The sequence below is a fragment of the Mesorhizobium sp. KACC 23794 genome, from assembly GCF_052180275.1.
In the GTDB taxonomy this organism is placed as follows: domain Bacteria; phylum Pseudomonadota; class Alphaproteobacteria; order Rhizobiales; family Rhizobiaceae; genus Kumtagia.
On the sequence record NZ_CP197465.1, the window covers coordinates 3,069,129 to 3,093,540 of the forward strand.

General features: G+C 64.2%; 23 protein-coding genes. 14 read left to right on the forward strand and 9 right to left on the reverse strand.

Annotation, left to right across the window (positions count from 1 at the left end):
• Nucleotides 1-16 precede the first annotated feature (16 nt).
• Nucleotides 17-640 carry a TetR/AcrR family transcriptional regulator gene (locus ACSBOB_RS15000; RefSeq protein ID WP_442583182.1) on the reverse strand — a complete coding sequence of 208 codons (624 nt, stop codon included), beginning with the start codon at nt 638-640 and terminating at the stop codon, nt 17-19.
• 69 nt (nt 641-709) lie between these two features.
• Between ACSBOB_RS15000 and ACSBOB_RS15005 the strand changes: the two genes are divergently transcribed.
• Together ACSBOB_RS15005 and ACSBOB_RS15010 are read left to right on the forward strand one after the other, a co-directional pair.
• Nucleotides 710-1,990 (forward strand): MFS transporter, encoded by a 1,281-nt coding sequence (locus tag ACSBOB_RS15005; RefSeq protein ID WP_442583183.1) that lies wholly within the window; start codon nt 710-712, stop codon nt 1,988-1,990.
• A 121-nt stretch (nt 1,991-2,111) separates the two neighbouring features.
• Nucleotides 2,112-3,173 carry a class I SAM-dependent methyltransferase gene (locus ACSBOB_RS15010; protein WP_442583184.1) on the forward strand — a complete coding sequence of 354 codons (1,062 nt, stop codon included), beginning with the start codon at nt 2,112-2,114 and terminating at the stop codon, nt 3,171-3,173.
• A gap of 8 nt (nt 3,174-3,181) precedes the next feature.
• Here ACSBOB_RS15010 and ACSBOB_RS15015 read toward each other — a convergent pair whose 3' ends face one another.
• Nucleotides 3,182-3,898: a gamma-glutamylcyclotransferase gene (locus ACSBOB_RS15015; RefSeq protein ID WP_442583185.1), complete on the reverse strand. Its 717-nt coding sequence runs from the start codon at nt 3,896-3,898 to the stop codon at nt 3,182-3,184.
• A gap of 208 nt (nt 3,899-4,106) precedes the next feature.
• Between ACSBOB_RS15015 and ACSBOB_RS15020 the strand changes: the two genes are divergently transcribed.
• Nucleotides 4,107-5,234 (forward strand): ATP-dependent DNA helicase, encoded by a 1,128-nt coding sequence (locus ACSBOB_RS15020; RefSeq protein WP_442583186.1) that lies wholly within the window; start codon nt 4,107-4,109, stop codon nt 5,232-5,234.
• A gap of 3 nt (nt 5,235-5,237) precedes the next feature.
• Here ACSBOB_RS15020 and ACSBOB_RS15025 read toward each other — a convergent pair whose 3' ends face one another.
• Nucleotides 5,238-5,633 carry an STAS/SEC14 domain-containing protein gene (locus ACSBOB_RS15025; RefSeq protein ID WP_442583187.1) on the reverse strand — a complete coding sequence of 132 codons (396 nt, stop codon included), beginning with the start codon at nt 5,631-5,633 and terminating at the stop codon, nt 5,238-5,240.
• 106 nt (nt 5,634-5,739) lie between these two features.
• Here ACSBOB_RS15025 and ACSBOB_RS15030 point away from each other — a divergent pair, with 106 nt between their 5' ends.
• Together ACSBOB_RS15030 and ACSBOB_RS15035 are read left to right on the forward strand one after the other, a co-directional pair.
• The gene (locus tag ACSBOB_RS15030; protein ID WP_442583188.1) at nt 5,740-6,480 is read left to right on the forward strand and encodes a pyridoxine 5'-phosphate synthase; all 741 of its coding nucleotides are present in this window, start codon (nt 5,740-5,742) and stop codon (nt 6,478-6,480) included.
• A gap of 107 nt (nt 6,481-6,587) precedes the next feature.
• On the forward strand, nt 6,588-8,498 hold the full coding sequence (locus tag ACSBOB_RS15035; RefSeq protein WP_442583189.1) for a potassium transporter Kup: 1,911 nt from the start codon (nt 6,588-6,590) through the stop codon (nt 8,496-8,498).
• Nucleotides 8,499-8,543: 45 nt separating this feature from the next.
• On the opposite strand, the gene ACSBOB_RS15040 is transcribed toward ACSBOB_RS15035, so the two are convergent.
• The 3 genes from ACSBOB_RS15040 to ACSBOB_RS15050 are packed head-to-tail and all read right to left on the reverse strand — an operon-like array spanning nt 8,544 to nt 11,899.
• Entirely contained in the window at nt 8,544-9,338 is a 795-nt protein-coding gene (locus tag ACSBOB_RS15040; protein ID WP_442583190.1) for an SDR family NAD(P)-dependent oxidoreductase, read from the reverse strand.
• 18 nt (nt 9,339-9,356) lie between these two features.
• Nucleotides 9,357-10,661 (reverse strand): SGNH/GDSL hydrolase family protein, encoded by a 1,305-nt coding sequence (locus ACSBOB_RS15045; RefSeq protein WP_442583191.1) that lies wholly within the window; start codon nt 10,659-10,661, stop codon nt 9,357-9,359.
• Between the two features lie 41 nt (nt 10,662-10,702).
• Nucleotides 10,703-11,899, reverse strand: coding sequence for an MFS transporter (locus tag ACSBOB_RS15050; RefSeq protein ID WP_442583192.1), 1,197 nt, complete (start codon nt 11,897-11,899; stop codon nt 10,703-10,705).
• A 103-nt stretch (nt 11,900-12,002) separates the two neighbouring features.
• On the opposite strand from ACSBOB_RS15050, the gene ACSBOB_RS15055 reads away from it, so the two are divergent.
• Nucleotides 12,003-12,908, forward strand: coding sequence for a LysR family transcriptional regulator (locus ACSBOB_RS15055; RefSeq protein ID WP_442583193.1), 906 nt, complete (start codon nt 12,003-12,005; stop codon nt 12,906-12,908).
• Nucleotides 12,909-12,932: 24 nt separating this feature from the next.
• On the opposite strand, the gene ACSBOB_RS15060 is transcribed toward ACSBOB_RS15055, so the two are convergent.
• Nucleotides 12,933-13,817, reverse strand: coding sequence for an SDR family oxidoreductase (locus ACSBOB_RS15060; RefSeq protein ID WP_442583194.1), 885 nt, complete (start codon nt 13,815-13,817; stop codon nt 12,933-12,935).
• A 117-nt stretch (nt 13,818-13,934) separates the two neighbouring features.
• On the opposite strand from ACSBOB_RS15060, the gene ACSBOB_RS15065 reads away from it, so the two are divergent.
• The 5 genes from ACSBOB_RS15065 (at nt 13,935) to ACSBOB_RS15085 (ending at nt 17,948) form a co-directional block, all read left to right on the forward strand.
• Complete coding sequence (locus ACSBOB_RS15065) at nt 13,935-14,345, forward strand: winged helix-turn-helix transcriptional regulator (RefSeq protein WP_442583195.1); 411 nt, start codon at nt 13,935-13,937, stop codon at nt 14,343-14,345.
• A gap of 33 nt (nt 14,346-14,378) precedes the next feature.
• Complete coding sequence (locus ACSBOB_RS15070; RefSeq protein WP_442583196.1) at nt 14,379-15,689, forward strand: FAD-dependent oxidoreductase; 1,311 nt, start codon at nt 14,379-14,381, stop codon at nt 15,687-15,689.
• A 133-nt stretch (nt 15,690-15,822) separates the two neighbouring features.
• On the forward strand, nt 15,823-16,467 hold the full coding sequence (locus ACSBOB_RS15075) for a TetR/AcrR family transcriptional regulator C-terminal domain-containing protein (protein WP_442583197.1): 645 nt from the start codon (nt 15,823-15,825) through the stop codon (nt 16,465-16,467).
• Nucleotides 16,468-16,502: 35 nt separating this feature from the next.
• Nucleotides 16,503-17,522: a ketol-acid reductoisomerase gene (ilvC, locus tag ACSBOB_RS15080; RefSeq protein WP_442583198.1), complete on the forward strand. Its 1,020-nt coding sequence runs from the start codon at nt 16,503-16,505 to the stop codon at nt 17,520-17,522.
• Nucleotides 17,523-17,606: 84 nt separating this feature from the next.
• A complete protein-coding gene (locus tag ACSBOB_RS15085; protein WP_442583199.1) occupies nt 17,607-17,948 on the forward strand; it encodes a PilZ domain-containing protein in 342 nt (113 codons plus the stop codon).
• Between the two features lie 108 nt (nt 17,949-18,056).
• Here ACSBOB_RS15085 and ACSBOB_RS15090 read toward each other — a convergent pair whose 3' ends face one another.
• Nucleotides 18,057-18,701, reverse strand: a complete 645-nt coding sequence (locus ACSBOB_RS15090) for a BA14K family protein (protein ID WP_442583200.1) — start codon at nt 18,699-18,701, stop codon at nt 18,057-18,059.
• Between the two features lie 155 nt (nt 18,702-18,856).
• Between ACSBOB_RS15090 and ACSBOB_RS15095 the strand changes: the two genes are divergently transcribed.
• From ACSBOB_RS15095 to ACSBOB_RS15105, 3 genes are all read left to right on the forward strand, one after another.
• Entirely contained in the window at nt 18,857-19,969 is a 1,113-nt protein-coding gene (locus tag ACSBOB_RS15095; protein ID WP_442583201.1) for an endonuclease/exonuclease/phosphatase family protein, read from the forward strand.
• Between the two features lie 11 nt (nt 19,970-19,980).
• Nucleotides 19,981-20,688, forward strand: a complete 708-nt coding sequence (locus ACSBOB_RS15100) for an NUDIX hydrolase (protein WP_442583202.1) — start codon at nt 19,981-19,983, stop codon at nt 20,686-20,688.
• Nucleotides 20,689-20,918: 230 nt separating this feature from the next.
• A complete protein-coding gene (locus ACSBOB_RS15105) occupies nt 20,919-21,593 on the forward strand; it encodes a hypothetical protein (RefSeq protein ID WP_442583203.1) in 675 nt (224 codons plus the stop codon).
• An 81-nt stretch (nt 21,594-21,674) separates the two neighbouring features.
• On the opposite strand, the gene ACSBOB_RS15110 is transcribed toward ACSBOB_RS15105, so the two are convergent.
• Nucleotides 21,675-24,200, reverse strand: coding sequence for a PAS-domain containing protein (locus ACSBOB_RS15110; protein WP_442583204.1), 2,526 nt, complete (start codon nt 24,198-24,200; stop codon nt 21,675-21,677).
• Nucleotides 24,201-24,412: the final 212 nt, after the last annotated feature.

The following is a 24,412-nucleotide window of genomic DNA, read 5'->3' on the forward strand; positions in this document are numbered from 1 at the left end:
ATGCTCGCGGAGACTTTCAACTGCCTCGCGGCAGGCTTGCCTCGATCAGCCGGTCGGCGTTTTGTGCAACCGAGGCGGCGGGGCCGTCCGGTCCGAAGAGTTGGCCACTGATGTAGGCGCCTTCGATCAAAAGCAGCAGTCCGTCGCCGAGTGTATCGGGGTCGGCCGCGCCCATGCCGGCCGCCATCTCGCGCAGGCGGCGGCGCAACTCGCGTTTGTTGTTTTCGCCGACGGCACGGGCCGGGTGGTTCGGTTCGGGGTATTCCACCGCCGCATTGGTCATGCCGCAGCCGCGATAGCCTTCCATGACCGCGCGCTCGCCAACCCGCGACAGGAAAACAAAAATCTGCCTGCGGGGATCGCCGGGATGGGCGGCAACCGCCGCGTCGAAGCGCTTCCAGAATTCCTGGTCGTAGACTCTCAAGTAGGATGCCGCGAGTTCATCCTTGGACGCGAAGCTGCGGTAGAGGCTGGGCTTGGTGACGCCTGCCTGCCTGACGATCTCATCGACGCCGATAGCGCGGATGCCTTCAAGGTAAAAGAGCCTGCGGGCCGTATCCAGAATGCGATCGGCGGCGCGCAGCGACCGGCCGGGTGCTTCGTGTTCGACGGTGGCATCAGCTTTTTTTTCGTCGCTCATCGATCTGGCTGCTTGACAATGTTACTGAACGGTACGTATCAAGTATCAAGATACGTACCGGTGAGTCACATGGCAATAGCAAATTCTCGTCCCTTCGGCCAGCGCTACGCATTCGTCGTTGTCGGCGTCATCTTCCTCTGCCTGCTGATCGCGGCCGGGCTGCGCTCATCCATGTCGGTGATGATGCTGCCGCTGGAGGACGCATTCGGCTGGCGGCGCGACGTGATCTCGCTGGCCGCTGCGGTCGGCATTTTTATCTACGGGCTTGCCGGCCCCTTCGCTGCCGCGCTCATGGAGCGTATCGGCCTGAGGCGGACGCTGCTCTGGGCCCTGCTCATCATGTCGGGCTCGACCGCGCTCAGCCTGTTCATGACCCAGCCCTGGCACCTGATCGCGACCTGGGGCGTGCTGTCCGGCGTCGGTTCCGGCGCGGTCGCGACCGTGCTCGGCGCGACCATCGTCAACCGCTGGTTCAAGACCAATCGCGGTCTGATGATGGGGCTGATGTCGGCCAGTGCCGCGACCGGCCTGCTGGTGTTCCTGCCGGTCCTGGCGGCGCTGTCGCAGTGGGGCGGCTGGCAGCCGGTGGCGATCACGGTGGCGATCGCCACTGCGGCGCTGATCCCGCTGGTCTGGCTGCTTGTGCCGGAGCGGCCGTCGTCGATCGGGCTGACACGCTTCGGCGCCGATGGTCCGGAGCCAGAAGCGCCGGCGGTTGCCGGCAATTTCCTGACACACACGCTGTCGACGTTGCGCAAGGCGGCGGGAACCCGCGTGTTCTGGTATCTTTTCGCGACCTTCTTCATCTGCGGCTTCACCACCAACGGGCTTGTCGGCACGCATCTCATCGCCTTCTGCGGCGACATGGGCATTCCGGAGGTGCAGGCGGCTGGCCTGCTCGCCATGATGGGCGTTTTCGACCTGATCGGCACGACCTTGTCGGGCTGGCTCACCGATCGTTTCGATGCGCGAAAGCTGCTGGGCGTCTATTACGGCATACGCGGCCTGGCGCTGATCTACCTGCCGCTATCCGGCTTCTCACCATGGGCGCTTGCCGTTTTCGCGGTGTTCTACGGGCTGGACTGGATCGCCACCGTGCCGCCGACGCTGAAACTCTCCAACGAGGCGTTCGGCGACCGCAGCGGGCCGCTGGTGTTCGGCTGGATCGTCGCCGGCCACCAGGTCGGCGCCGCGGCAGCAGCCTTCTTCGGCGGCTACATGCGAGAACTGCAAGGCAACTACGATCTGGCCTTCCAGATCGCCGGTATGACGGCGATTGCCGCGGCGGCGCTGTCGCTGCTGATCCGGCCGGCGCGCAGCGACCGGATCGGCGAGCCGCAGCCGGCGTGAGGCGACAGCGGGCACGACCGGCGGTTGATTGACACTCTTCCTGCGGGAGCGCAGCATTTCCGTGCGCAGTCGGCCTCGGCCGCTCATGGCCGCGACCTCGATTGTTGTCGTGGAGAGTGTCATGCGCGAAATCGACGGACAGAAACTGGACGCATTGGCCGGTCGGTTGATCGGCGACATCGGCGCCTGCGTCACCGGGGCGCTGGTCGTGCTGGGCGACAGGCTGGAGCTGTACAAGGCCATGGCGGACGGAGAGCCGGTCACGGCCGGGGAACTCGCGGCAAAGACCGGGTACAAGGAGCGCTATCTTCGCGAATGGCTGTCCGCACAGGCGGCGGCCGACTACATGCAATATGACGAGGCGACGGACTCCTTCAGCTTGACGCCGGAGCAGGCGACGGCCTTCTCGCAGGAAGACAGCCCCGCCTTCTTCGCCGGGGCTTTCGAGGTCGTCCAGTCGATGTGGCTCGACGAACCGAAGATCGCCGATGCGTTTCGCACCGGCCGGGGCGTCGGCTGGCACGAGCACAGCAATTGCCTGTTCCGGGGCACGGAACGGTTCTTCCGGCCAGGCTACAACGCCAACATCGTGAGCGGCTGGATCCCGGCGCTGGATGGCGTGCGCGAGCGCCTGGAAGCAGGCGCGTCGGTTGCCGACGTCGGCTGCGGACATGGCGCCTCGACGATCCTGATGGCCAAGGCCTATCCGAAGTCCCGTTTCACCGGTTTCGACTATCACGCCCCGTCGATCGCGCGGGCGCGGGAGAGCGCCGAAGAAGAGGGCGTGGCCGACAGGGTGAAATTCGAGCAGGCGTCGGCGAAGGATTTTCCGGCGCGTGGCTACGATCTCGTAGCCATGTTCGACTGCCTACATGACATGGGCGACCCGGTGGGCGCCGGCCGGCATGTGAAGGAGGCGCTGGGCAAGGACGGGGTGTGGATGATCGTCGAGCCCTTTGCCAATGACAAGCTTTCGGACAACCTCAACCCGATCGGCCGCATCTATTACGGCGCCTCGACCATGGTCTGCACGCCGGCCTCGCTGTCGCAGGAGGTGGGGCTTGGCCTCGGTGCGCAAGCGGGCGAGTTGCGCCTGCGCAAGGTGGCGCTGGACGCCGGCTTCAGCCGCTTCCGCAAGGCCACGGAAACGCCGGTCAACATGGTGTTCGAGGCGAGGCCGTAGCCGGCCGCTCAGCCGACGGCGGCGAGGGGTTCCGCCGCCGTCATCGCAGTGATCTCCATCGCCACCAGTTCCTGCAGACGCCACAGATTACGGTCGCGGATTCCGAATTCGCCGAGCTTCAGGACGGTGTTGTAGAGATAGGCGGCATTGGAGCCGACATGGCCGCAGGCCCGCGCGATGCGGCGCGCGGCTTCCTCCAATGGCAGCTTGTCGAGGATGAAGCTGCCCTTCGGCCCCACCCAGAAGGAGAGTGCCCGGATTTTTCCGGCATCAGTGTTCACGTCCAGCCAGCGGACGGTGTTCAGGTCGTCCGGTGAACTTGTTTCCCGCGATATCATCTGGGTGATGATCTCGCGTCGGCCCTCGGCTGGAAGGCGATAGGCCACCCCGCGGCAAGTGCCGCCACGTACAATGGCCATCATCAGTCCGGGTTGCTCGTCGGAGCCGCGCCAGCGACGCATGTCCATGCAGAAAGACCGATGCCAGCCGACAGCGGTGGCCGTGCGCAATTCGGCGGCCTCGAACACCGGCTTCCAGATCAACGAGCCGTAGGCGAACAGCCATACCGGCGCGTCGCCGCACTCGGCGTCGATGCGGACAGCCTTGGCCTTGATCTCGGCGTCGGTCAGCGCCGGCCGGTCCGGCTCAGGCCCGGGATCGGCTACAACGCGTTCGCAGAGCGCGACGAGATCGGGCGTGAGCGCCATTGTGCTGTTTGGAGCCAAGCCGGAGATTCCCTGTGTCAGGTCCAGACTAGCGGCTTTCCGGCGTCGCTCAAGGCTTCTACCTGATGACGGCTCCCGATATTTGCGGCCCACATTTGATAACCGCACGCAGATTGCAATGACTGTTTGTTCTTTGTATGTTCCTATTTCGGGCCTGTCTTGCCGATCTGGTCTTGCGAAGTGCGTTCGAATCCTCTCTGTCAGGTCCATGGAATTCTCTCCGCAGCAGGATGATGCGCTGAAGGCGGTGGCGCGCTGGCTGAAGGCCGGCAAGCCGCAAATTTTCCGGCTGTTCGGTTATGCCGGCACGGGCAAGACGACACTTGCACGCTATTTCGCCGAGCATGTCGACGGCCAAGTGCAGTTCGCCGCCTTCACCGGCAAGGCGGCGCAGGTGCTGCGCTCCAAGGGCGCGACCAACGCCCGCACCATCCATTCGCTGATCTATAGGCCGCGCGGCGAGGAGGCTGTGGAGGACGAGACGACCGGCAAGACCTCGATGTCGCCGACCTTCTCGCTCAACCGGCAGAGTCCGATCATGCGGGCCAAGCTCGTGGTCGTCGACGAATGCTCGATGGTCGACGAGCAGCTTGGCCGCGACCTGCTGAGCTTCGGCACGCCGATCCTGGTGCTCGGCGATCCCGGCCAGTTGCCGCCGATATCCGGCGGTGGGTTCTTCACCGAGCATGAGCCGGATTTCCTGCTCACCGAAATCCATCGGCAGGCGCGCGACAATCCGATCATCCGGCTGGCGCTGGACGTGCGCGAGGGCAGGGAGTTCATGCGCGGCGACTATGGCACCGCGCAGGTCATCGGCCGCGAGGACGTGACGCAGGAACTGGTGATGGGCGCCGACCAGGTTCTGGTGGGCACCAACCGGACGCGAAAACGCTACAACAAGCGATTGCGCGAGCTCAAGGGTTTTACCGCCGACTATCCGCAGGCCGGCGACAAGCTGGTCTGCCTGCGCAACGATCCCAACAAGGGCCTTCTCAACGGCTCCCTGTGGAAAGTGATGACCTCCGCGCGGGAAACGGTGAAGCCGGGCATCAACCTCCTGGTTTCGCCGGAGGAAGACGATCCGGACCGCGGCGTCGCCAAGATCAAGCTGCTGAAGGCGGCTTTCGAGGATCCCGACGCCGAGATCCCGTGGCAGCAGAAGAAGCGGTTCGACGATTTCGACTATGGCTACGCGCTGACGGTGCACAAGGCGCAGGGTTCGCAGTGGAACGAGGTCGTGCTCTTCGATGAGAGCTTTGCCTTCAAGGACACGCGCGAACGCTGGCTCTATACGGCGATCACGCGGGCGGCGGAGCGGCTGACCGTGGTGCGCTAAGCGTCATTCGGGTTGATCCTCGATCCAGTCCCAGGCACCATCTTCGTCCTCTGACAGAAATTCCCTGAATTCGACCGGCTTGGTATCAAGGAAGATGCCGTGCGTCGCGGCCAAGCCGGCGCGGTTGCCCACCACCGCGCAGCGCCGGACATGGCGGAAAGCGAGCGCCTTGCCCTGCTTCATTGTGTCCGGCGAGACCTCCCGCCAGTCGAAGCCCTCGTTATCGACGACCCGCAGCAATACGTCGACGCGCGGGTCGATGGCGCAGGCAGCCTCCAATAGGCCGAACAGGTTTTCAATATCGGCGGAAGAGACGTGCCCGACGACATCGAAGGCGTGCAAGTCGCGGCGGCCGGTGTCGATGCGGCGGACTGCCGGAACGGATTCGAGCATGTTCATCGGGTCCCTCCATGATGGTGTTGGAATGTCTGGAACACAATAATCCGCTTTCTGTTCCCGTCAGCAGGGCTATACCGGTCACGGACCGACCTTTTGAGAGACGACGATGCCTGCCAGACTTTCCGTGAACCTCAATGCCATCGCCATGCTGCGCAACCGGCGCGATCTGCCATGGCCAAGCGTGACAGGCCTGGGGCGGATCGCTCTTGCCGCTGGAGCACACGGCTTGACAGTGCATCCGCGGCCCGACCAGCGGCATGTGCGCTTCACCGACCTGCCGGAAATTCGCGCGCTGATCGACGACGAATTCCCGAAGGCCGAGTTCAACATCGAGGGTTATCCCGCCGGGGAGTTCCTTGAACTGGTCGAGCGGGCGGAACCGGAGCAGGTGACTTTAGTACCGGACGATCCGTCGCAGGCGACCTCCGACCATGGTTGGGATTTTGCCGGACAGGCGGATTTTCTGCGCCCGATCGTGCTCAGGTTTAAGAAGAGTGGGTTGCGGGTATCGCTTTTCGCCGACCCCGATCCGAAAGGGCTTGAGATCGCGCGCGAGCTTGGCGCGGACCGCGTCGAATTCTACACCGGGCCGTACGGAAGCTGCCATTCCGATTCCGCAAAAGCTGCCAACGAGCTGGAAAGATTGGGAAAAGCAGCCGATGCCGCGCTGGCTCTCGGGCTGCAGGTGAATGTCGGTCACGACCTGACGGTCGCCAACCTGCCAGCGCTGATGAGACGCATCCCGCGGGCGGCAGAGGCCTCCATCGGCCACGCGGTCACTGCGGACGCGCTGGAATTCGGCATGCGCGAAACCGTCCGGCGTTTCCTTGCGGCCTGCGGCTGGTAGTTTGCCCTATCGGCAATTGGTATTTGTGCGCTATCTCATGCTGGCAGTTGCTATTGCACTGCAGCAGGCGTAGAGCACCGCCCGTTTTGCCGGAGACGCACATCTAGATGGCCATTGAAGGCTCAGCGGAAGACGAGCGTCCGGCGCCGGTTGCCAGCGATCATTCCCACGATACGCGTGTCCTCATGCTGGGCGCGCTCGGCGTCGTCTATGGCGACATCGGCACCAGCCCGATCTACGCCTTCCGCGAGGCTTTGGTGGCGTCGGCGAGCGACGGGCTGCCGGTGCGCGACAATGTGTTCGGGGTGCTGTCGCTGATCGTCTGGGCGCTGACGATCATCGTCACGGTCAAGTACATCAGCTTCGTGCTTCGGGCCGACAATCGCGGCGAGGGCGGCACGCTGTCGCTGATGGCGCTGGCGCGTTCGAGCTTTGCCAACCGTTCGCATTTCATCCTGATCATCGGCATCCTCGGCGCGGGGCTGTTCTACGGCGACGCGGTCATCACGCCCGCGATCTCGGTGCTGTCGGCGGTTGAAGGCATGAGTGTCGTCACGCCGACTTTCGACCCGTTCATCGTGCCGCTGACGCTGTTCATCCTGGCGGTGCTGTTCTCCGTCCAGCGGTTCGGCACGGGGCGCGTGGCGACGGTGTTCGGGCCGATCACTGCGGTATGGTTCCTGGCGATCGGGCTGTCAGGTCTCATGCATATCATCCACGACCCGGAAATCCTCTATGCGCTGAATCCGGCGGAAGGCATCCTGTTCCTGATCCGCTCGCCCGACGTTGCCTTCGTCACCATTGGCGCCATCTTCCTGGCGGTGACCGGTGCCGAGGCGCTTTATGCCGATCTCGGGCATTTCGGACGGCGGCCGATCGTGCTTGCCTGGCTGGCCATCGTCTTCCCGTGCCTGCTGCTCAATTATTTCGGACAGGGCGCCTTCGTGCTCGCCAAGGGCGGCGGCATCGGCCATCCTTTCTTCGAGATGAACGAGGGCTGGACGCTGGTGCCGATGGTGGTGCTGGCCACCGCAGCGACCGTCATCGCCAGTCAGGCGGTGATTTCCGGCGCGTTCTCGCTGACGCGGCAGGCCGTGCAGCTCAACATTCTGCCGCGCTTCGAAATCCAGCATACGTCGAAAACGCAGTCCGGCCAGATCTACCTGCCGCGTGTCAACCTGCTGCTGGCGCTGGTGGTGATGATGCTGGTGGTCGGCTTCGGGGAGTCGAGCGAACTCGCTTCCGCCTACGGCATCTCCGTCACCGGCAATATGCTGATGACGACCATCCTGCTCTACGTCGTGATGACGCGCATCTGGAAATGGAAGCTGATCTGGGCGGTGGCGCTGACCACCGTCTTCGCCATCATCGACGTCGGCTTCTTCGCCTCCAACATCGTGAAAGTGTTCGACGGCGGCTGGGCCTCGCTGGCCGTGGCGATCGCGGTGGTGCTGATCATGACGACATGGGTGCGGGGCACGCGGCAGCTCTTCGAGAAGACCCGCAAGAACGAGATTCCGCTCGACTTCCTTTCCGCCAACATCGCCAAGAAGCCGCCGCATCTGGTTCCCGGCACGGCGGTCTTCCTGACCAGCGACCCGCAGAGTGCGCCGACGGCCATGATGCACAGCCTCAAGCACTACAAGGTGCTGCACCAGCAGAACGTCATCCTGACGGTGGTCACTGCGCCGCAACCCGTCGTGCCCGACGAAGAGCGGGTCAGCATGGAGACCGTGAACGAGTTGTTCATGCGCATCTCGCTGACCTTCGGCTACATGGAGCGGCCGAACATCCCGAAGGCGTTGGCGATCTGCCGCAAGCAGGGGTGGAAGTTTGACATCATGACGACGTCGTTCTTCCTGTCGCGCCGCTCGCTCAGGCCGTCGCCGAATTCCGGCATGCCGGCCTGGCAGGACAAGCTGTTCATCGGGCTTGCGCGCACGGCCGCCGACGCCACCGAATATTTCCAGATTCCCACCGGCCGGGTGGTCGAGATCGGCACGCAGGTGGCGATCTGATGATAGAGCGCGGCAAGATTTAGCCGCGCTCATTCTTTCCCAATATCAGGCGATGGTGTCGAGCACGCCGCCGTCGACCCGCAGCGCCGCGCCGGTGGTCGCCGAAGCCTGCGGCGAACAGACATAGACGACCAGGTTGGCGACCTCGTCGACCGTCGCCATGCGCTGGATGATGGATGTCGAGCGCTCGTTCTTGACGAAGGCCGTGCCGGCTTCGGCGATGGTCTGTCCGGCCTTTTCCGCGCCCTCCCGCAGCATCTCCTCGACGCCTTCGGTGAGCGTCGGGCCGGGAAGCACGGCGTTGACCGTGACGCCCGTGCCGGCGACCCGCTTGGCGAGGCCGCGCGAGATCGCGAGGTTGCCGGTCTTGGTGAAGCCGTAGTGGATCATGTCGGCGGGGATGTTCAGCCCCGATTCGGAAGAGACGAAGACGACCCGGCCCCAGGCCTTCTCCTGCATGCCCGGCAGATAGGCGCGCGAGAGGCGCACGCCAGACATGATGTTCACCTCGAAGAAACGCGACCACTCGCTGTCGGGGATTTCGAAAAAATCCTGCGGACCGTAGATGCCGACATTGTTGACGAGGATGTCGGCCGAGGGCTCGGCGTTCAGGAGCGCCTCGCAGCCTTCCGCCGTGCCGACATCGGCGGCAAACCCGCGCACCCGCGCTCCGGGGACGGCTGCGATCAAGGCGGCAACCGCCTTCTCGACGGGGCTGCCGGTGCGGCCGTTGACGACCACCGTCGCTCCGGCCTCGGCCAGGCCCTTGGCGATGGCAAAACCAATGCCGGCGGTTGAGCCGGTGACGATGGCGGTCTTGTTGGTCAGGTCGATTTTCATGGTTTTTGTCCTGGAAGGTCAGTGTTCGGGAAGCAGCATATCGATATCCACGGCGTCGGCCATGGTCTTGTAACCGGCGTCGCCGGGATGGAGATGGTCGCCTGAATCGAAGGCGGGAAGCATGCGCTCCGGATGGTCGGGGTCGCGTGCGAGAGCGTCGAAGTCGATGACGGCGTCGAATTCTCCGCTCGATCGTATCCACTCGTTGACCTGCTGGCGCAGGGCGTCCTTCGCCGGCGTGTAGTAGCCCTCGATCGGCGAGCCATCGAGCGCGCCTTCGAAGGGCGTCAGCGTCGCGCCGATGATGCGGATACCGCGCAGGCGGGCGCGGAGGATCAGTTGGCGATAGGCTTCGACCAGCGCCTCCGCCGTTGGCGATTGCCTGTCCGGCTCGAAGGATGAGCCCGGCCAACTGATGTCGTTGATGCCGATCAGCACGACAACCGTTTTGACGTGCGGCTCGCTGAGTACGTCGCGGTCGAAGCGGGCGAGGGCGTTGACGCCCATCTTGTCGGTCAGCAGGCGCGCACCGGAAATTCCGGCGTTGAGCACCGCCACGTTCTTCGGCGCCAGCCTTTCGGCGAGATAGTCCGGCCAGCGGCGGTTGGCGTCCGGCGTACCCGCCGCGCCATCGGAAATCGAATCGCCGAGAATGACGACCGCGCCCTTATGTGCTGGCGCATCGACCAGGATGCCGCTGAGCAGGATTCGGGCGGAAGTCGTGTCGTTGGTCAATAGATTGCTCGTCGCCGTCTGATTGCCGTCCGCGATGTAGGAGGTCTGGAGCGCATCCCAGTGGAAGGTGTTCGGCGAGGTCTCCTCGGGCAGGAACAGCGAGATCGACAGGCTGGCGAGCGGCTGCACCGGGAGATCGATCGGGTCGCTGATGATGGGCGCGCCCGGCGGAATGGTTGCGCTTGTCCGGCCGCCGAAGGTGACGGCCCGGTCCGAGGCTTCGAGGGTCGCAGCGCCCGTGCCGGCCAGCGCCACACGCGCCTCGCCGATCACGACGGGGCTTGCGCCGAACGCGTTCGACAACACGATGCGTACCCGGTTGCCGCCCACGCTGATACGGGCGGACTGCCGGAACGTCTTGTCGCGCAGCGTTTCCGGAATGTTGGTCGGAAACAGGAAGCCGGGCGCCCAAATGGGTTGTGGGCTGGCCGACCATGTGCCGATCCAGTTGCCTGCCTCCTGGGCGCGGGCCGGAACCACTGGGGTCGCGCCGGCGACCGCCAGAAGCGCCACCAGCGGCACGACAAGCGAGGATTTCAGGCTGGCGGCGGGGCGACCGAGTTCCTCCGGTTCGAGTTGGTTCAGCATTTTGTCGACCTCTCCCAATTGTGTTCAAATCGAACGGGGTTTCAGCAGTCGGCACCTTCCGCCGTCGCCGCAGCGAGGTGGGGACGCTGGGCGCCGGCGTCGAGGCGCAGGTTGAGGATGGCAACCGCGAGCGCTGCGAACGGCACGATGCCGGCCACCCAGGTGACGGCGCCGAGGCCGGGGCCATGGTCGATGACCGCGCCGCCCAGCCATGCACCGATGGCGTTGCCGAGGTTGAAGGCGGCGATGTTGAAGCTGGAGGCCAGGCCCTGGCCGGCGCCGTCGGCCTTTTCGAGCAGCCACATCTGCAGCGGCGGAACGGTGGCGAAGGCGGCCGCACCGAACAAGCCGACCGCGACGACTGCCGCCACCTGCTGGTGGATGGCGAAGGTCATGGCGAACAGCACCACGGCCAGCGCCGCCAGAGTGACGAGCATGGTCGGCACCAGCCAGCGGTCGGCGAAGCGGCCGCCGATCAGGTTTCCGGCAACCAGCCCCGCGCCGAAAACCAGCAGGATCGGCGACACCGCGGCCGCGGGGAAACCGGTAACCTCGGTCAGGATCGGCGCGATGTAGGTGAACGCGGCGAACACGCCGACCCAGGAGAGCACCGTCGTCAGCAGGCCGAGCAGTACCGGTCGGCGTATCAGCACGGCAAGCGCGCTGCCGGAGGCCTCTTCCTTCGTTCCCGGTTCGTCGCGCGGCACGAGCAGCGCGATAACCGCGAAGGCGGCGACGCCGACCAGCGTCACGGCCCAGAAGGTCGAGCGCCAGCCATAGGCCTGGCCGAGCCAGGTTCCGAAGGGAACGCCGAGGATATTGGCAACCGTCAGCCCGGTGAACATGATGGCGATGGCCGAGGCCTTGCGATTCGGCGCGACGAGACCGGTGGCGACCACAGAGCCGACGCCGAAGAATGAGGCGTGGGCGAAGGCCGTCAGCACGCGCGCCGCCATAAGCGTCCAGTAATCGGGCGCCAGCGCACAGGCGAGGTTGCCGACGGTGAAGACCACCATCAGCCCCATCAGCAAGGTCTTCTTCGACCAGCGGCCGGCTATCATACCCAACAGCGGCGCGCCGACGACGACGCCCAGCGCGTAGCCGGAAATCAGCAGGCCGGCCGCCGAGATCGACACGCTGAGATCGGCGCCGACTTCGAGCAGCAGGCCCATGATGACGAATTCGGTGACGCCGATGCCGAAGGCGCCGGCGGTGAGGGCATAAAGGGCTAGAGGCACGGTGCGGCCTTTCCGTGAAAGCTGTCTTGTGCCTCAAGATGGACATGCCGCTGTCGGTGAACTAGCCTGCCTGAAGGCATAGAACCTGTGAGTTGAAGTCATCATGGCGCGGCTCGACGTTAACCGGTCCGGCGAGATGGAAGTCTTTTCACGCGTAGTCGAACTCGGCGGCTTTTCCGCCGCAGCGCGCGACTTCCGCATGACGCCGTCGGCGGTCAGCAAGCTCGTCGCCCGACTGGAGCGGCGGCTCGGCGTGCGACTGATCAACCGCTCGACCCGAAAGCTGCAACTGACGCCGGAGGGCGTCGCTTTTCACGATCGCTGCGTCCGCATCCTCGGCGACATGGATACGGCCGAGCGCGAAGCGGCGACGGGGGCGACGCCGCGCGGGCGATTGCGGATCAACTGCAACATCCCGTTCGGGCTGCATTATCTGCTGCCGCTGGTGCCGGACTTTCTTGCCCGGCACCCTGGCGTGACGGTCGATGTGGTGCTGACCGACGCCGTGGTCGACCTGCTGGAGGAACGGGCCGATGTGGCGATCCGTGTCGGGCCGCTCCGGGAATCCCGGCTGTTAGCGCGCAAGCTCGGCGAGTCCCGCAATCTGGTCGTCGCCTCGCCGGACTATCTGCGGCGGCATGGAGAGCCAAGGTCGCCTGCAGACCTCGCAAACCACAACCGGCTCGGCTTCTGCTTCACAAGGCTGATCGAAGGCTGGCCTTTCGCCGACGAGGGCGGGCAGGTGACCTATGTGCCGCCGATCGGCAACGCGCTTGTCAGCGACGGCGAGGCGTTGCGCGGGCTGGCGCTGGCGGGGCTGGGCATCGCCCGGATGGGAGAATTCCACATCCGGCACGATATCGAGGCGGGCCGGCTCGTTCCGATGCTGGAAAAGTTCAATCCCGGCGACACCGATCCGCTTCACGCGATCTTCGTCGGGCCGGGCGGGCATCTGCCCGCCCGGGTTCGAGCGTTTCTGGATTTCCTGGTGGAGAGGGCGCGGTTTTAGGCGGCCGGCCTGATTGGCTCGCGATCAGCCGGCAAGCGCCGCCTTGTTCTCCTCGATGAAGATTTTCAGCGGCTTCGACTTGCGGCCGGACAGCGTTTCCACGTCGCCGGTGACGGCCGCGAGGTCGCCGGCGCGAGCGGCCGTGTCGAACGAGACGATGGTAGGGATGATCGCCTCGGGCAGACCCGCCGCCTTCATGCCGCCCGCCAACTGCTCGTCGGTCAGGTTGACGACCTGCAACGGCTTGCCGACGGCAGCACTTGCCAGTTTCGCGACCTCTTCATTGTCGAAGGTCTCCGCGCCGGTCAGCGTATAAATGGTGCTTGCGGCGGGCCAGTTCACCAGCGCGCCGGCGATTGCCGCCGCGATGTCGTCGCGCGCGACGTAGGCCGTGCGCCCGCCACTGGCGGATGTGTACCACTGGCCGCTGGCGAAGGCGTGCGGCAGCGCCATGAACAGGTTCTCCTGATACCAGTTGTTGCGGAAGATGAGATAGGGGAGGCCGGTCGCCTTCACCGCCTTCTCGGTGTTCAGATGGTCCGGCGCGAAGCTGACCTTCGAGGTTTCCGGCACCGGCAGCGAGGTGTAGGCGAGGCGCTTCGTGCCGGCCTCGGCGGCCGCCTCCACCGCAGTAAGGTGCTGCCGCTGGCGGGTGCCGGCGCCGTCAAGCGCGTCGGTCGAAACGATGAGGATGGTGTCCGCGCCGGCAAACGCCTTGACCAGCCCGGCCTTGTCGTCGAAATCCGCAGCGCGGACGGTGACGCCCTTGGCGGCGAGGTCGGCAAGCTTGTCCGGGTTGCGGCTGCCCACAATGAGTTTTGACGGCGCGACGCCGCGCTCCAGCAGGTGGTGGATGATGCGGCCGCCGAGATGGCCGGAAGCGCCGGTGACGAAGATCGTGTCGGTCATGGTGTGTCGCTGCCTCGATTGATGGTCTCTTTTTGAGAGCAGCACTAAATTAGGATTTGACCGAAAACTGTAAAGAAGGCAGTTTTCTGGGAGGTAGGCACATTCAGGGAACCACCGATGGACGCAAGGCCGGCGAACCTGCGGACGAAGCTTGAAATCTACAGGGCGGACAGTGGCGACGCCGGGCTGGCGAATTGTCCGATCCGCGACGTGATCCAGACGATCAGCGGGCGCTGGAGCTCGCTGCTTATGATGGCGCTGGCCGAAAAGCCCTATCGCTTCGGCGAGTTGCGCCGCCTGGTGCCCGACATTTCCCAGCGCATGCTGACACAGACGCTGCACGACCTTCAACGCGACGGCTATGTGAATCGCGAGGTCTTTCCGACCAAGCCGCCGGGCGTCGAATACAGCCTGACCGATCTTGGCCGCTCGATGTTCGAGCCGCTGCACATGCTGCTGCAATGGGCGGAGATGAATCATCGCGCGGTGAGAGAGGCGCGTTCCGCATTCGATGCCGACGGCAACTGATCGGCGATTGAAGGCGATGCTTCGTGACGCCGCATGACAGGCCGTCTGCATATAGCTGTCGTCGGCGCGGGTCCGGCTGGGCTGGCTGTTGCGCTGCTGCTCCAGCGTGCCGGTCACCAAGTTTCGGTCTTCGAGCGTTTCGACGAACCCAAGCCGCTGGGCTCCGGCCTTATCCTGCAGCCGACCGGCCTGACGGTGCTCCACCATCTCGGGCTGCTCGGCGAGATTCTGTCACTGGGTGCGCGGATCGACCGTCTGTTCGGCGCCGATGCGAGGACCGGACGTACGGTTCTCGACGTGCGTTACGATGCACGGCCCGGCGGAAGGTTCGGGCTGGCGGTGCATCGGGCAGCGCTGTTTGGCGTACTGCATCGCGCGGCGCTGCGCGAAGGCATTGTTGTCGAGACCGGGACGGAAATTACCGACATCGACGCCGGCGGAGAACGTGCCACGCTGCTCGGTGGCGATGGAAAGCGGATTGGGCCGTTCGAGCTGGTGGTCGACGCCTCGGGGACTCGCTCCGCCTTGCGTCGGCGCGCGGATGCCTCTTGCGAGCCAAAGCCGCTCGCTTATGGCGCGTTCTGGGCTTCGCTCGGCTGGCGGGAGGGGTTCGACCCGCATGCGCTGCTGCAGCGCTATGACAAGGCCAGCGTGATGATCGGCGTGCTTCCGATCGGGCGGCCGGAACTGGACGCAGATCCCATGGCCGCCTTCTTCTGGAGCCTCAAGCCGGCGGATGCCGAGAGCGTGTGCGCGGCAGGTATCGATGCATGGAAGGAAAGGCTTGTTTCGCTCTGGCCCGAGTGCCGGGCCTTCACCGATCAGATCGACGGTTTTGACCAGCTTGTGCTGGCACGTTACGGCCACCACACGCTGATGCGGCCCACAGGGCGGCGGCTGGCGATCATCGGCGATTCCGCGCATTCGGCCAGTCCGCAGCTCGGGCAAGGAGCGAATATGGCGCTGCTGGATGCCGTGGGGCTGGCGTACGCATTGCAGCTTCATCCGAGCCTGGACGATGCGCTTGAAGACTATGTCCGCGCTAGGCGGCTGCATGTGCGCGTCTTCCAGGTTTTGTCACGCATGTTCACGCCGTTCTACCAGTCGGATTCGGTGTTGCTGCCCTTTCTGCGCGACCGCCTCGTCGCCACGGTGGCGGAAATCCCGCCCGCGCCGCGCGTGCTCGCGTCGATGGTGGCGGGGACACTCGTCGATCCGTTTCGTCGCGTGGGACTGCGGGAAGTGGAGTGGCGAAGCGCATCCCGCCTGAAAACTGAAGGGTCGATGAATGTGCGTCGGCCGGACCAAGAGCAGAATGAGGCGATTGAGCACAGCATGCCTTGAAGACACCGCTGCTTTCTTCTGCTTTCGATCTATTGATATCACTTTTCAGCTTGCATTTTGACCATCGCGGTCATACGGAACCGTAACGTACGGTACGGCTCTCGCGAGGTTGCCGTTCGCAGCGGAAAGACCCGTGTTGCAGATTGCCCCCGAAGCCGAGAACGGAGAAGCGCTGACGGAACGCCAGAAGGCGGTCCTCGATGCCGCGCTTGCGCTGCTGGTCGAGGAAGGTGACGCGCTGACCATGACCGCCGTGGCCCGCCGCGCCAGCTGTTCCAAGGAAACGCTCTACAAATGGTTCGGCGACCGCGACGGATTGCTGACCGCCACGGTTCGCTGGCAAGCCTCGCGCGTGCGCGTCCAGCCGTTGGGCAGCGAGCCGATCGCCCTGTTTTCACTGACCAACAGCCTTGAGCGCTTCGCTTCCGACTGGCTGACGGTGATTTCTTCCAAAACGTCCATCGCGCTGAACCGTGTCGCGGTCAGCCATGCCGGCTCGGCAAAGACCAATCTCGGCGCCATCGTGCTGGAGAACGGCCGCTTCGCGCTGGCCGCCCGGCTGAAGCCGGTGCTGGAAGCCGGGCGCGACGCCGGCCTGCTCGCCTTCGACGATTCCGAGTCGGCGTTCCGCAGTTTTTTCGGGCTGGTTGCCCGCGACGTTCAGATCCGGTTGCTGCTCGGCGACCGGCTGAAATTGACTGCCGCCGAGATCGCCCGCGATGCGGGCGAGGCGACGCGGCAGTTTCTCGCTCTCTACGGAGCACAAACCGGCCGGTGAGACCGGCCAGATCTCGCAAAGGGAAGGAAACCGAAATGCGTGTCTATTACGATCGCGACGCCGATCTCAATCTCATCAAGGGCAAGAAGGTCGCCATCATCGGCTACGGCAGCCAGGGCAGGGCGCATGCGCTCAACCTGAAGGATTCCGGCGTCAAGGAGATCGCGATCGGATTGAAGGCCGGTTCGGCGACCGCCAAGAAGGTCGAGGCCGACGGCCTGAAGGTGCTTTCGGTGGCGGAAGCCGCCAAATGGGCCGACCTGATGATGATGGCGACGCCGGACGAGCTGCAGGCCGACATCTACAAGTCCGAGATCGCGCCGAACATCCGCGACGGCGCGGCAATCGCCTTTGCCCACGGCCTCAACGTGCATTTCGGCCTGATCGAGCCGAAGGCGACAGTCGACGTGGTGATGGTCGCGCCGAAAGGCCCCGGCCACACCGTGCGCGGTGAATACCAGAAGGGCGGCGGCGTGCCGTGCCTGGTCGCGGTCAACCAGGACGCTTCGGGCAACGCGCTCGACCTCGCGCTCTCCTACGCCTGCGGCGTCGGCGGCGGTCGTTCCGGCATCATCGAGACCAACTTCCGCGAGGAATGCGAGACCGACCTGTTCGGCGAGCAGGTCGTGCTCTGCGGCGGCCTGGTGGAGCTCATCCGCGCCGGTTTCGAGACGCTGGTGGAAGCCGGCTACGCGCCGGAAATGGCCTATTTCGAATGCCTGCACGAAGTGAAGCTGATCGTCGACCTGATCTATGAAGGCGGCATCGCCAACATGAACTATTCGATCTCCAACACCGCCGAGTGGGGCGAGTATGTTTCCGGCCCGCGCATCATCACCGCCGAGACCAAGGCCGAGATGAAGCGTGTGCTGAAGGACATCCAGGCCGGAAAATTCACCTCCGAGTGGATGCAGGAATACCGCGCCGGCCTGTCGCGCTTCAAGGGCATCCGCCGCATGAACGACTCTCACCAGATCGAGCAGGTCGGCGAGAAGCTGCGCGGCATGATGCCGTGGATTTCCAAGAACAAGCTGGTCGACAAGGCAAAGAACTAAGCTTCAAGGTCTTTCGAATAAAGCAGCCCCGGTCATTCGACCGGGGCTGTTGTTTTTTATGGCGTCCCAATACGGCACAATTGGATGCTGGCGCGGTTCTTGCTCGGCTTCTCGCATCTGGTCGAGGAGCTACACATGGAACCGATCACCGAAAAATCCATCGGCATCGACGGGCAGGTCTTTGCGGACCGGCGGGTCACCGAGCGTCGGCGTGTGCTCAAGGGCGCCAGGCTTTCCTTCAACAAGGGTTATGGCGCGTTCGAGTGCCTGGTGCGCAACGTCTCCGACAGCGGCGCGCGGCTCACCTTCGGCGATACCTCGGCGGTTCCCTCGCAATTCGATCTTTTGATTTCCGGTGACGATGTCGCCCGGAGAGCCACCGTGCGCTGGCGCACCATGACCGCACTGGGCGTGTCGTTCGACTGACGCCCAGCTTTGCGTTGATCCGACGGGCCCCGGCGGGGGAGCCCCAGGACAACGCACGAGCCGGCGCAGGGGGGAACTGCGCCGGCTCGACCTATTTGAGAAGAAGGCTCAGATGAACGGCGAATAGCACTCCCGGCGGGGGCCGTTATAGGGCTGGTAGGTATTGTCGTAAGCGCGGTAGCTGCGATAGCGCGCATAGCACCATTCGGTGTGGGAGGTCGCCCTCACCGGCGCGCGATAGCGCGGGGCATAGTAGCCCGGATCGGCATAGCCCCAATTGTAACCCCAATAGGGCGCGCCGAAGCCAAGATACAGGCCTGAGCCGCCGTACCGATACGGGTCCCGCCAGTAGTTGCGGCGGGCCCAGCGGCGGTCCTGCCGCCAATGGTGTCCGTTGCGCCAGCCGCGATCCGCGCGCCAGCCCCTGTCGCCGCGCCATTCCCGATTTCCGCGCCACTCGCGATTACCGCGCCATCCTCGGTCACCTCGCCATTCGCGATTGCCGCGCCATCCGCGATCTCCACCGCGCCAGCCGCGATCGCCGCCGCGCCAGCCGCGATTGTGCCGCCACTCCCGCTGCTGCACGAGTTCCACGGGCAGGTTGGCGCCAGATTGCGTGCTGCCGGAAGCCTGCACGGATTGCGGCAGGGCGATCGGCCCGACCGGCGCCGATCCCGCCGCCGACGTCACGGCCGTAAGCACGCCGAGCGCGATCACGCCAACGCGAGCCATATTGGAAAAAACGGTAATCATCTCCGGTCTCCAGAAGCGAAAACAGCCCGCCCGCTTGATGTCCCGATAAGGTGCACCGTAGGGCGACCACGATGAACGCGCGATGAACGGTTGCGGTTCCCCGGCCGGCGTGGCTGGGCTTGTCTTCGCGCCCGCCAGCGGGCACAAGCGCCAGCATGTCCTTCCGCCTCGCCACCTTCAACGTCGAGAACCTGATGAACAGGTTCGATTTCTCCGGCTTCCGCAATCAGTTGCATCAGGACCGGACGCTGGCGCTGTTCCAGATTCGCGACGAGGCGGAGTACAGGCTGCTGGAACAGGCGCGCGCCATCGCCCACACCGACGATACGCGGCAACTGACGGCGCTGGCCATCGCAGCGACGCGCGCCGACATATTGTGCCTCCAGGAGGTCGACAATATCGAAGCGCTTAAGGCTTTCGAATACGGCTACCTGTTCAAGATGGTCGGGCAGGGATATCGTCAGAAATTCACCACCGCCGGCAATGATTCACGCGGCATCGACGTTGCCGTGATGATCCGAGAGCAGACGCGCGACGGCCAGCCGATCGAGTTCGTGCGCATGAACAGCCATGCGGCGCTGACCTTCGGCGATCTCGACCTGCACACGCCTGAACTGGCGGCGCTCGGCATCGAGGCGCATGAGCGCATCTTCCGGCGCGACTGCCTGGAGATCGACGTCCGCATCGGCGGCCTGCCGCTGACCGTTTACGCGGTGCATTTCAAGTCGATGGGCGGGCCGCGCGAAGGCATTCCGGGCCGGGACGCGACCATGCCGGTGCGCCACGCCGAGGCGCGCGCCGTGCGCCACATCATCGAGAGCCGCTTTGGCAACGAGCACGCCGGCTCGAAGCGCTGGGTGATCTGCGGCGATCTGAACGACTATCGCCAGCGCATCGTCATCGGCGGCGACGAGGATCCCGGTTACGATTTCTCGGTGGTGGACGAACAGGGCTCGGCGCTGGACATTCTGATTGGCGACGGCTTTGCCGAAAACATCGTCGAGCGGCGGCCTGAACTGGAACGATGGACGCTCTATCATACGCGCGGGCCGCAGGAGCGGCATTTGTGCCAGCTCGACTACCTGCTGCTGTCGCCCGCGCTGGCTAAGCGCAATTCCACCGCCGTTCCCGATATCATCCGCGGCGGCCAGCCCTGGCGCACCATCTTTCCGCCTGGACAACAGGTCGAGCGATTCCCGCGCGTCGGCTGGGACCGGCCGAAGGCGTCGGACCATTGCCCCGTTGCCGTGACGCTGAACATGGCCTGACGGAGACGGCTATGGGATTCGACATTCCCCGCGACACCATCGTTCCCGTCTCGGCGATCGAGGTTCGCCTCGACCCGGGCGCGCATCCCTTCGAAGTGGCCAACGCCGATGCGATCGAGGCCAACTGGCAAAAGGAGGTCGCGGCCAATCCGGCGCTGTTCGACGGAACCATCGTGCTGCTCGCCGAACTCGTCTATGCGGACGGGCGGCTGACAGGTCGCTGCCATGCGGTGCGTTATGCGACGCTGCTTTACTGGCGACGCAACCGACCCGTAGGCGCCGAGCATGCCTTCGCCCATGCGGCGCTGGTTTCCAGCGACGGCGCGCTGGTGGCGATCCGCATGGCCGCCCACACCGCAAATCCCGGCCGCATCTATTTCGCCGCCGGCTCGTTCGAGCCGTTCGATTTCCGCGACGGGCTGGTCGACGTCGAGGCGAATATGGCGCGCGAGGTGGGGGAGGAAACCGGCCTCGACATTTCCGCCACGCCGCACGATGCGCACTACCATTTGTTCTCGCGCGACGGCGCGACGGTGATCTTTCGCCGTTGCTATCTTGATGAGACCGCCGATGAGATTGCCCGGCGCATAGCCGACTTCGTGGCGAGCGAAGAGCAATCCGAGATCGATGGCGCCGTCATCATCCGTAATGGCGATGACCTTCCCGACGGTGTGATGCCTTACATGAGGGCGATCATCGACTGGCATTTTGCCGGATAGCACGCACACGTGGCCGGGGGCGTGGCGGCACCGGTCGGTGCTTCCTACATTCTCCGCAACCAAACCTTTTGGGGCGAGCCTTGCCGAACCTTGCCTGCCTGGATATCGGCCCATCAGTGGCGGCTTCGATCCGCCGCTGTATTCTGCTCGTCGCGGTCTTGTCCTTGCCCTTGGCTGCGCAAAAGGCTTCCGCCGCCGAGCCGCGGGCTCTTCCGGAATTCTGCGCCGAGATGCCGGACCTCGGACTTGATCCGCGCGACGAGACGATAAGATCGGCCGATGTCGCCAGGACGAAGAGCGGCGGCGTTCAACGCTACGACGATCCGAGGGCGCGCAAATACGCAGCCTATGTCGACTATTTCAGCACGATCAACGCGGGGGGGCCGCCGGTTCCCGAGATGGAGCCCGCCAACAAGGCGCTTTTGGGCGACGTCATCAATTTCGTGCTTTTCCGTTATCCCTTCGAAGCCTCGGATGAGTTCAGGCGGCTTGCTTCGCGGTACCTGTCGCTGGGTTACTTCGACTGCATCGCCTCTGCCGAAAATCCCGCCGTGAATGCCCTGGCCCTGCGCCTCGAGCCCGATCCCGGCGATCGCAACCCGCTTGCCGACACGCGGGACCTGACCCGCCTGCGTTACGCCGCGCGCATGCTGCCCAGGCTGCTCGACCGATATGTCCAGAGGCTGCAGAGAGTTCCCGACGATCAGTATGAGGTTGAGCGGGACTATTGGTGGCGTTCGGCAAACATCTGCCTGGCCGACGTTTCGAAGGATCTCTGCGCCGGGCAAATACGCTCGCAGATCGTTGCCACGCGGCAGGAGTGGAACAGGAAAGTTTATGACGAGGTCATTTGCACGGTCGGCATCGTGCAGGGCGGCAAGGTGTATGTGAAGCGCGCCTGCTGAGAGCGAGGCGCAACGCCATTGGGTCCTCATCTGGGGCGATTCCTGGCGAGGCCGGCGTTCGGCCCGCTTTCCCGCCAGGCCCTACGCGGTTTGCAGCCTTGGTTCCGCGAGTTTCCTGGCCTTGACGTTCAGCGCGTCCAGCATGGCGGCTGCCGCTGCGGCGGGCAGTGGAGGCGAAAACAGATATCCCTGCACCTCGTCGCAGCCTGCGGCGCGTACCGTCTCGAGCTGGGCCTTGGTTTCTATACCTTCGGCCGTGGTTGTCATGCCGAGGCTTTTGCCGAGCCCGATTATCGCCTTGACGATGGCGCGGCTGTCGCTGTCGTCCATGCCGCTGATGAACGAGCGGTCGATCTTGATCTTGTCGAACGGAAAGCTGCGCAGATAGCTCAGCGACGAATAGCCGGTGCCGAAATCATCCATGGCGATCCGCACGCCGAGCCGGCGCAACTCATGCAGGGCGGCCAGTACGGTCCTGGTTTCCTCCAGCAGCAGCGATTCGGTTATCTCGAGCTGAAGCCGTTCAGCCGGCAATTCGGCCGTTTCGAGCGCCGAGGTCACTGTCTCGATAAGACCCGGATTGCGGAATTGGATCGGCGAAAGATTGACGGCTACGCTGATGTCGTCCGGCCAGTCGATCGCCAGCCTGCAGGCCTCGCGCAACACCCATTCGCCTATCTGGACAATGATGCCAGTCTCCTCGGCGATGGGTATGAACTCGGCCGGTGAAATCATGCCCCGCTCCGGATGCTCCCAGCGCAGAAGGGCCTCGACGCAGCGGACGCGGTTGCTGGCAAGGCAGATCAACGGCTGGAAGAAGAGCCTGAACTGTTCACCGGCAAGCGCGACCTTCAGGCCAGCTTCGATGGAGCGGCGGTGGCGTATCGCCATGTCCATTCCCGTTTCAAAGAAACGGTAGCGGCTCTTGCCTTCGTTCTTTGCATGATGAAGCGCAAAATCGGCATTCTTGATAAGCATCTCGAATGCCGTGCCATCGCTGGGCGCGACGGCGATGCCGACACTGGCGCCGAGGAATATCTGCTGTCCCTCGCGCTCGAAAGGCTCGGCCATGACACGGACGATCTTTTCCGCGAGACCCGCCGCGTGGTCCGGTCCATTCAGCGGGGTGGCAAGAACAGCGAATTCGTCACCGCCAAGCCGCGCGAGCACATCGACCGGCCCTGCGCACTGCCGGAGCCGCTGAGCCGCCTCGACGAGCACCGTGTCTCCAACGACGTAGCCAAGCGTATCGTTGATCGATTTGAACCGGTCGAGATCGATGCAGAGCACCGCCGCGACCGCCCCGCGCCGGATATACTCTTCAGCCTTTTCCACGTCTTCGCGGAACTGCGTCCGGTTGGGCAGGCCCGTCAGGGCATCGTGCCGCGCCAGATACTGGATGCGGGCTTCGTGCTTGCGCTGCTCGGTCACGTCCTCATGGGTAGCCACCCAACCGCCATCCGCGGTCGGGTGATGATGTGTCAGGATGACCCTGCCGTCCGCCGTTTCGATCAAGGTCCGTTTCTCAATGCCGGCGCCGACGTCGTCGATGACCGCGTCGACATAGGCTTCGTTGCCTCCCACCATCGTCATGCCGCTCGCCAGCCGGTAGCCAAGGACCTCGTCGAGCGTGGTGCCCGGCACCAGAAGCGCCGGCGGCAGATTGTAGAGCGTCGCATAGAGGTCATTGGAAATGACAAGACGCCTTTGCGAATCGAACATGCAAAGCCCCTGGCTCATGCCGTTGACCAGCGTTTCGAGCCGCATGTTCTGAAGCGCAAGCTCGCGTTCGCGGGTTTCCAGCGCTGCAATCCTTTGATGCTCTTCGGTCACGTCCCGATGGGTTGCAACCCAGCCGCCGTCGCGCATAGGCTGGTGGCGGATGGCGATCCGCCGTCCGTCGGCCATTTCCACATCGACGACTGCCGGAGCCCCGCTTTCCATCAATTGCTGGTGCCGGGCCTGCATGCTGTCGGCGCGATTGGCCGGACGCATGCCGTTCGCGGTTCGATAGGCGATGATTGCGGCATGGGGCGTGCCGGGTCTCAGCAAATCCGGCGGCAGGCTGTACAGAGAGGCATATCGCTCGTTGCAGATGACGAGTCGCTGGTTCGCATCGAACACGCACAGCCCTTCGACCATGCTGCTCAGGGCCGCATCGATACGCATGTTCTGCTTGACCAGCTCCGCGCGATTCGCCTCCAGCTGTTCGAAGCGCTCGACTTCGACCGTCACGTCCTGATGGGTGTTGACGAAGCCGCCGCCGGCAATCGCCGAGTGAAACAATTGCACGACCCTTCCATCGCCGAGGCGGAACGACAGGGCGTCCAGGACACTTGCGTCCGTCGACATGAGCGCGCGCTGGACGATGTCCATATCGAAATCGACAGGTTCTGTGCCTCGCTGTTTATGGAATTCCAGCATCTGCAATGTGGATGTTCCAGGAACGGCCAGGTGTTCCGGCAGCGCGTACATCTCCTTGTATCGCCTGTTGCAGATGATCAGCCTGTGGCTCGCGTCGTACACCGAGATGCTATGGGGGATGCCGTTTAAAGCGGCGGCAAATAGCCCATTCGCATGCGTACCAATCGACGTGGCCTTCCGCATGAGGAACCACCCATGGCGATACGACAAACTATACGCCTATATTCCGGTCCGCTAAATCGGAAGTTAACAATCGAGCGAAAAGTTAGCGCATATTCTGCCTAACTGCTTGTTTTGTTGTGACTAAATTGCGCCTGCAATTTGGCCTCAGTAAATGCCCCAGCATCCTGAAGGCAGGTAAATCATGTTTGCGTTGGTCTATAGTATCGTGCTCC

Bases quoted from the DNA above. Each gene is read 5' to 3' on its own strand.
- ACSBOB_RS15065 (WP_442583195.1), top strand. From the start codon at position 13,935: ATGGACGCAAGGCCGGCGAACCTGCGGACGAAGCTTGAAATCTACAGG.
- ACSBOB_RS15090 (WP_442583200.1), bottom strand. From the start codon at position 18,701: ATGATTACCGTTTTTTCCAATATGGCTCGCGTTGGCGTGATCGCGCTC.
- ACSBOB_RS15110 (WP_442583204.1), bottom strand. From the start codon at position 24,200: ATGCGGAAGGCCACGTCGATTGGTACGCATGCGAATGGGCTATTTGCC.
- ACSBOB_RS15000 (WP_442583182.1), bottom strand. From the start codon at position 640: ATGAGCGACGAAAAAAAAGCTGATGCCACCGTCGAACACGAAGCACCC.
- ACSBOB_RS15030 (WP_442583188.1), top strand. From the start codon at position 5,740: ATGCCTGCCAGACTTTCCGTGAACCTCAATGCCATCGCCATGCTGCGC.
- ACSBOB_RS15085 (WP_442583199.1), top strand. From the start codon at position 17,607: ATGCTGGCGCGGTTCTTGCTCGGCTTCTCGCATCTGGTCGAGGAGCTA.
- ACSBOB_RS15060 (WP_442583194.1), bottom strand. From the start codon at position 13,817: ATGACCGACACGATCTTCGTCACCGGCGCTTCCGGCCATCTCGGCGGC.
- ACSBOB_RS15055 (WP_442583193.1), top strand. From the start codon at position 12,003: ATGGCGCGGCTCGACGTTAACCGGTCCGGCGAGATGGAAGTCTTTTCA.
- ACSBOB_RS15070 (WP_442583196.1), top strand. From the start codon at position 14,379: ATGACAGGCCGTCTGCATATAGCTGTCGTCGGCGCGGGTCCGGCTGGG.
- ilvC (WP_442583198.1), top strand. From the start codon at position 16,503: ATGCGTGTCTATTACGATCGCGACGCCGATCTCAATCTCATCAAGGGC.
- ACSBOB_RS15040 (WP_442583190.1), bottom strand. From the start codon at position 9,338: ATGAAAATCGACCTGACCAACAAGACCGCCATCGTCACCGGCTCAACC.
- ACSBOB_RS15010 (WP_442583184.1), top strand. From the start codon at position 2,112: ATGCGCGAAATCGACGGACAGAAACTGGACGCATTGGCCGGTCGGTTG.
- ACSBOB_RS15045 (WP_442583191.1), bottom strand. From the start codon at position 10,661: ATGCTGAACCAACTCGAACCGGAGGAACTCGGTCGCCCCGCCGCCAGC.
- ACSBOB_RS15095 (WP_442583201.1), top strand. From the start codon at position 18,857: ATGTCCTTCCGCCTCGCCACCTTCAACGTCGAGAACCTGATGAACAGG.
- ACSBOB_RS15035 (WP_442583189.1), top strand. From the start codon at position 6,588: ATGGCCATTGAAGGCTCAGCGGAAGACGAGCGTCCGGCGCCGGTTGCC.
- ACSBOB_RS15005 (WP_442583183.1), top strand. From the start codon at position 710: ATGGCAATAGCAAATTCTCGTCCCTTCGGCCAGCGCTACGCATTCGTC.
- ACSBOB_RS15020 (WP_442583186.1), top strand. From the start codon at position 4,107: ATGGAATTCTCTCCGCAGCAGGATGATGCGCTGAAGGCGGTGGCGCGC.
- ACSBOB_RS15105 (WP_442583203.1), top strand. From the start codon at position 20,919: ATGCCGGACCTCGGACTTGATCCGCGCGACGAGACGATAAGATCGGCC.
- ACSBOB_RS15025 (WP_442583187.1), bottom strand. From the start codon at position 5,633: ATGAACATGCTCGAATCCGTTCCGGCAGTCCGCCGCATCGACACCGGC.
- ACSBOB_RS15100 (WP_442583202.1), top strand. From the start codon at position 19,981: ATGGGATTCGACATTCCCCGCGACACCATCGTTCCCGTCTCGGCGATC.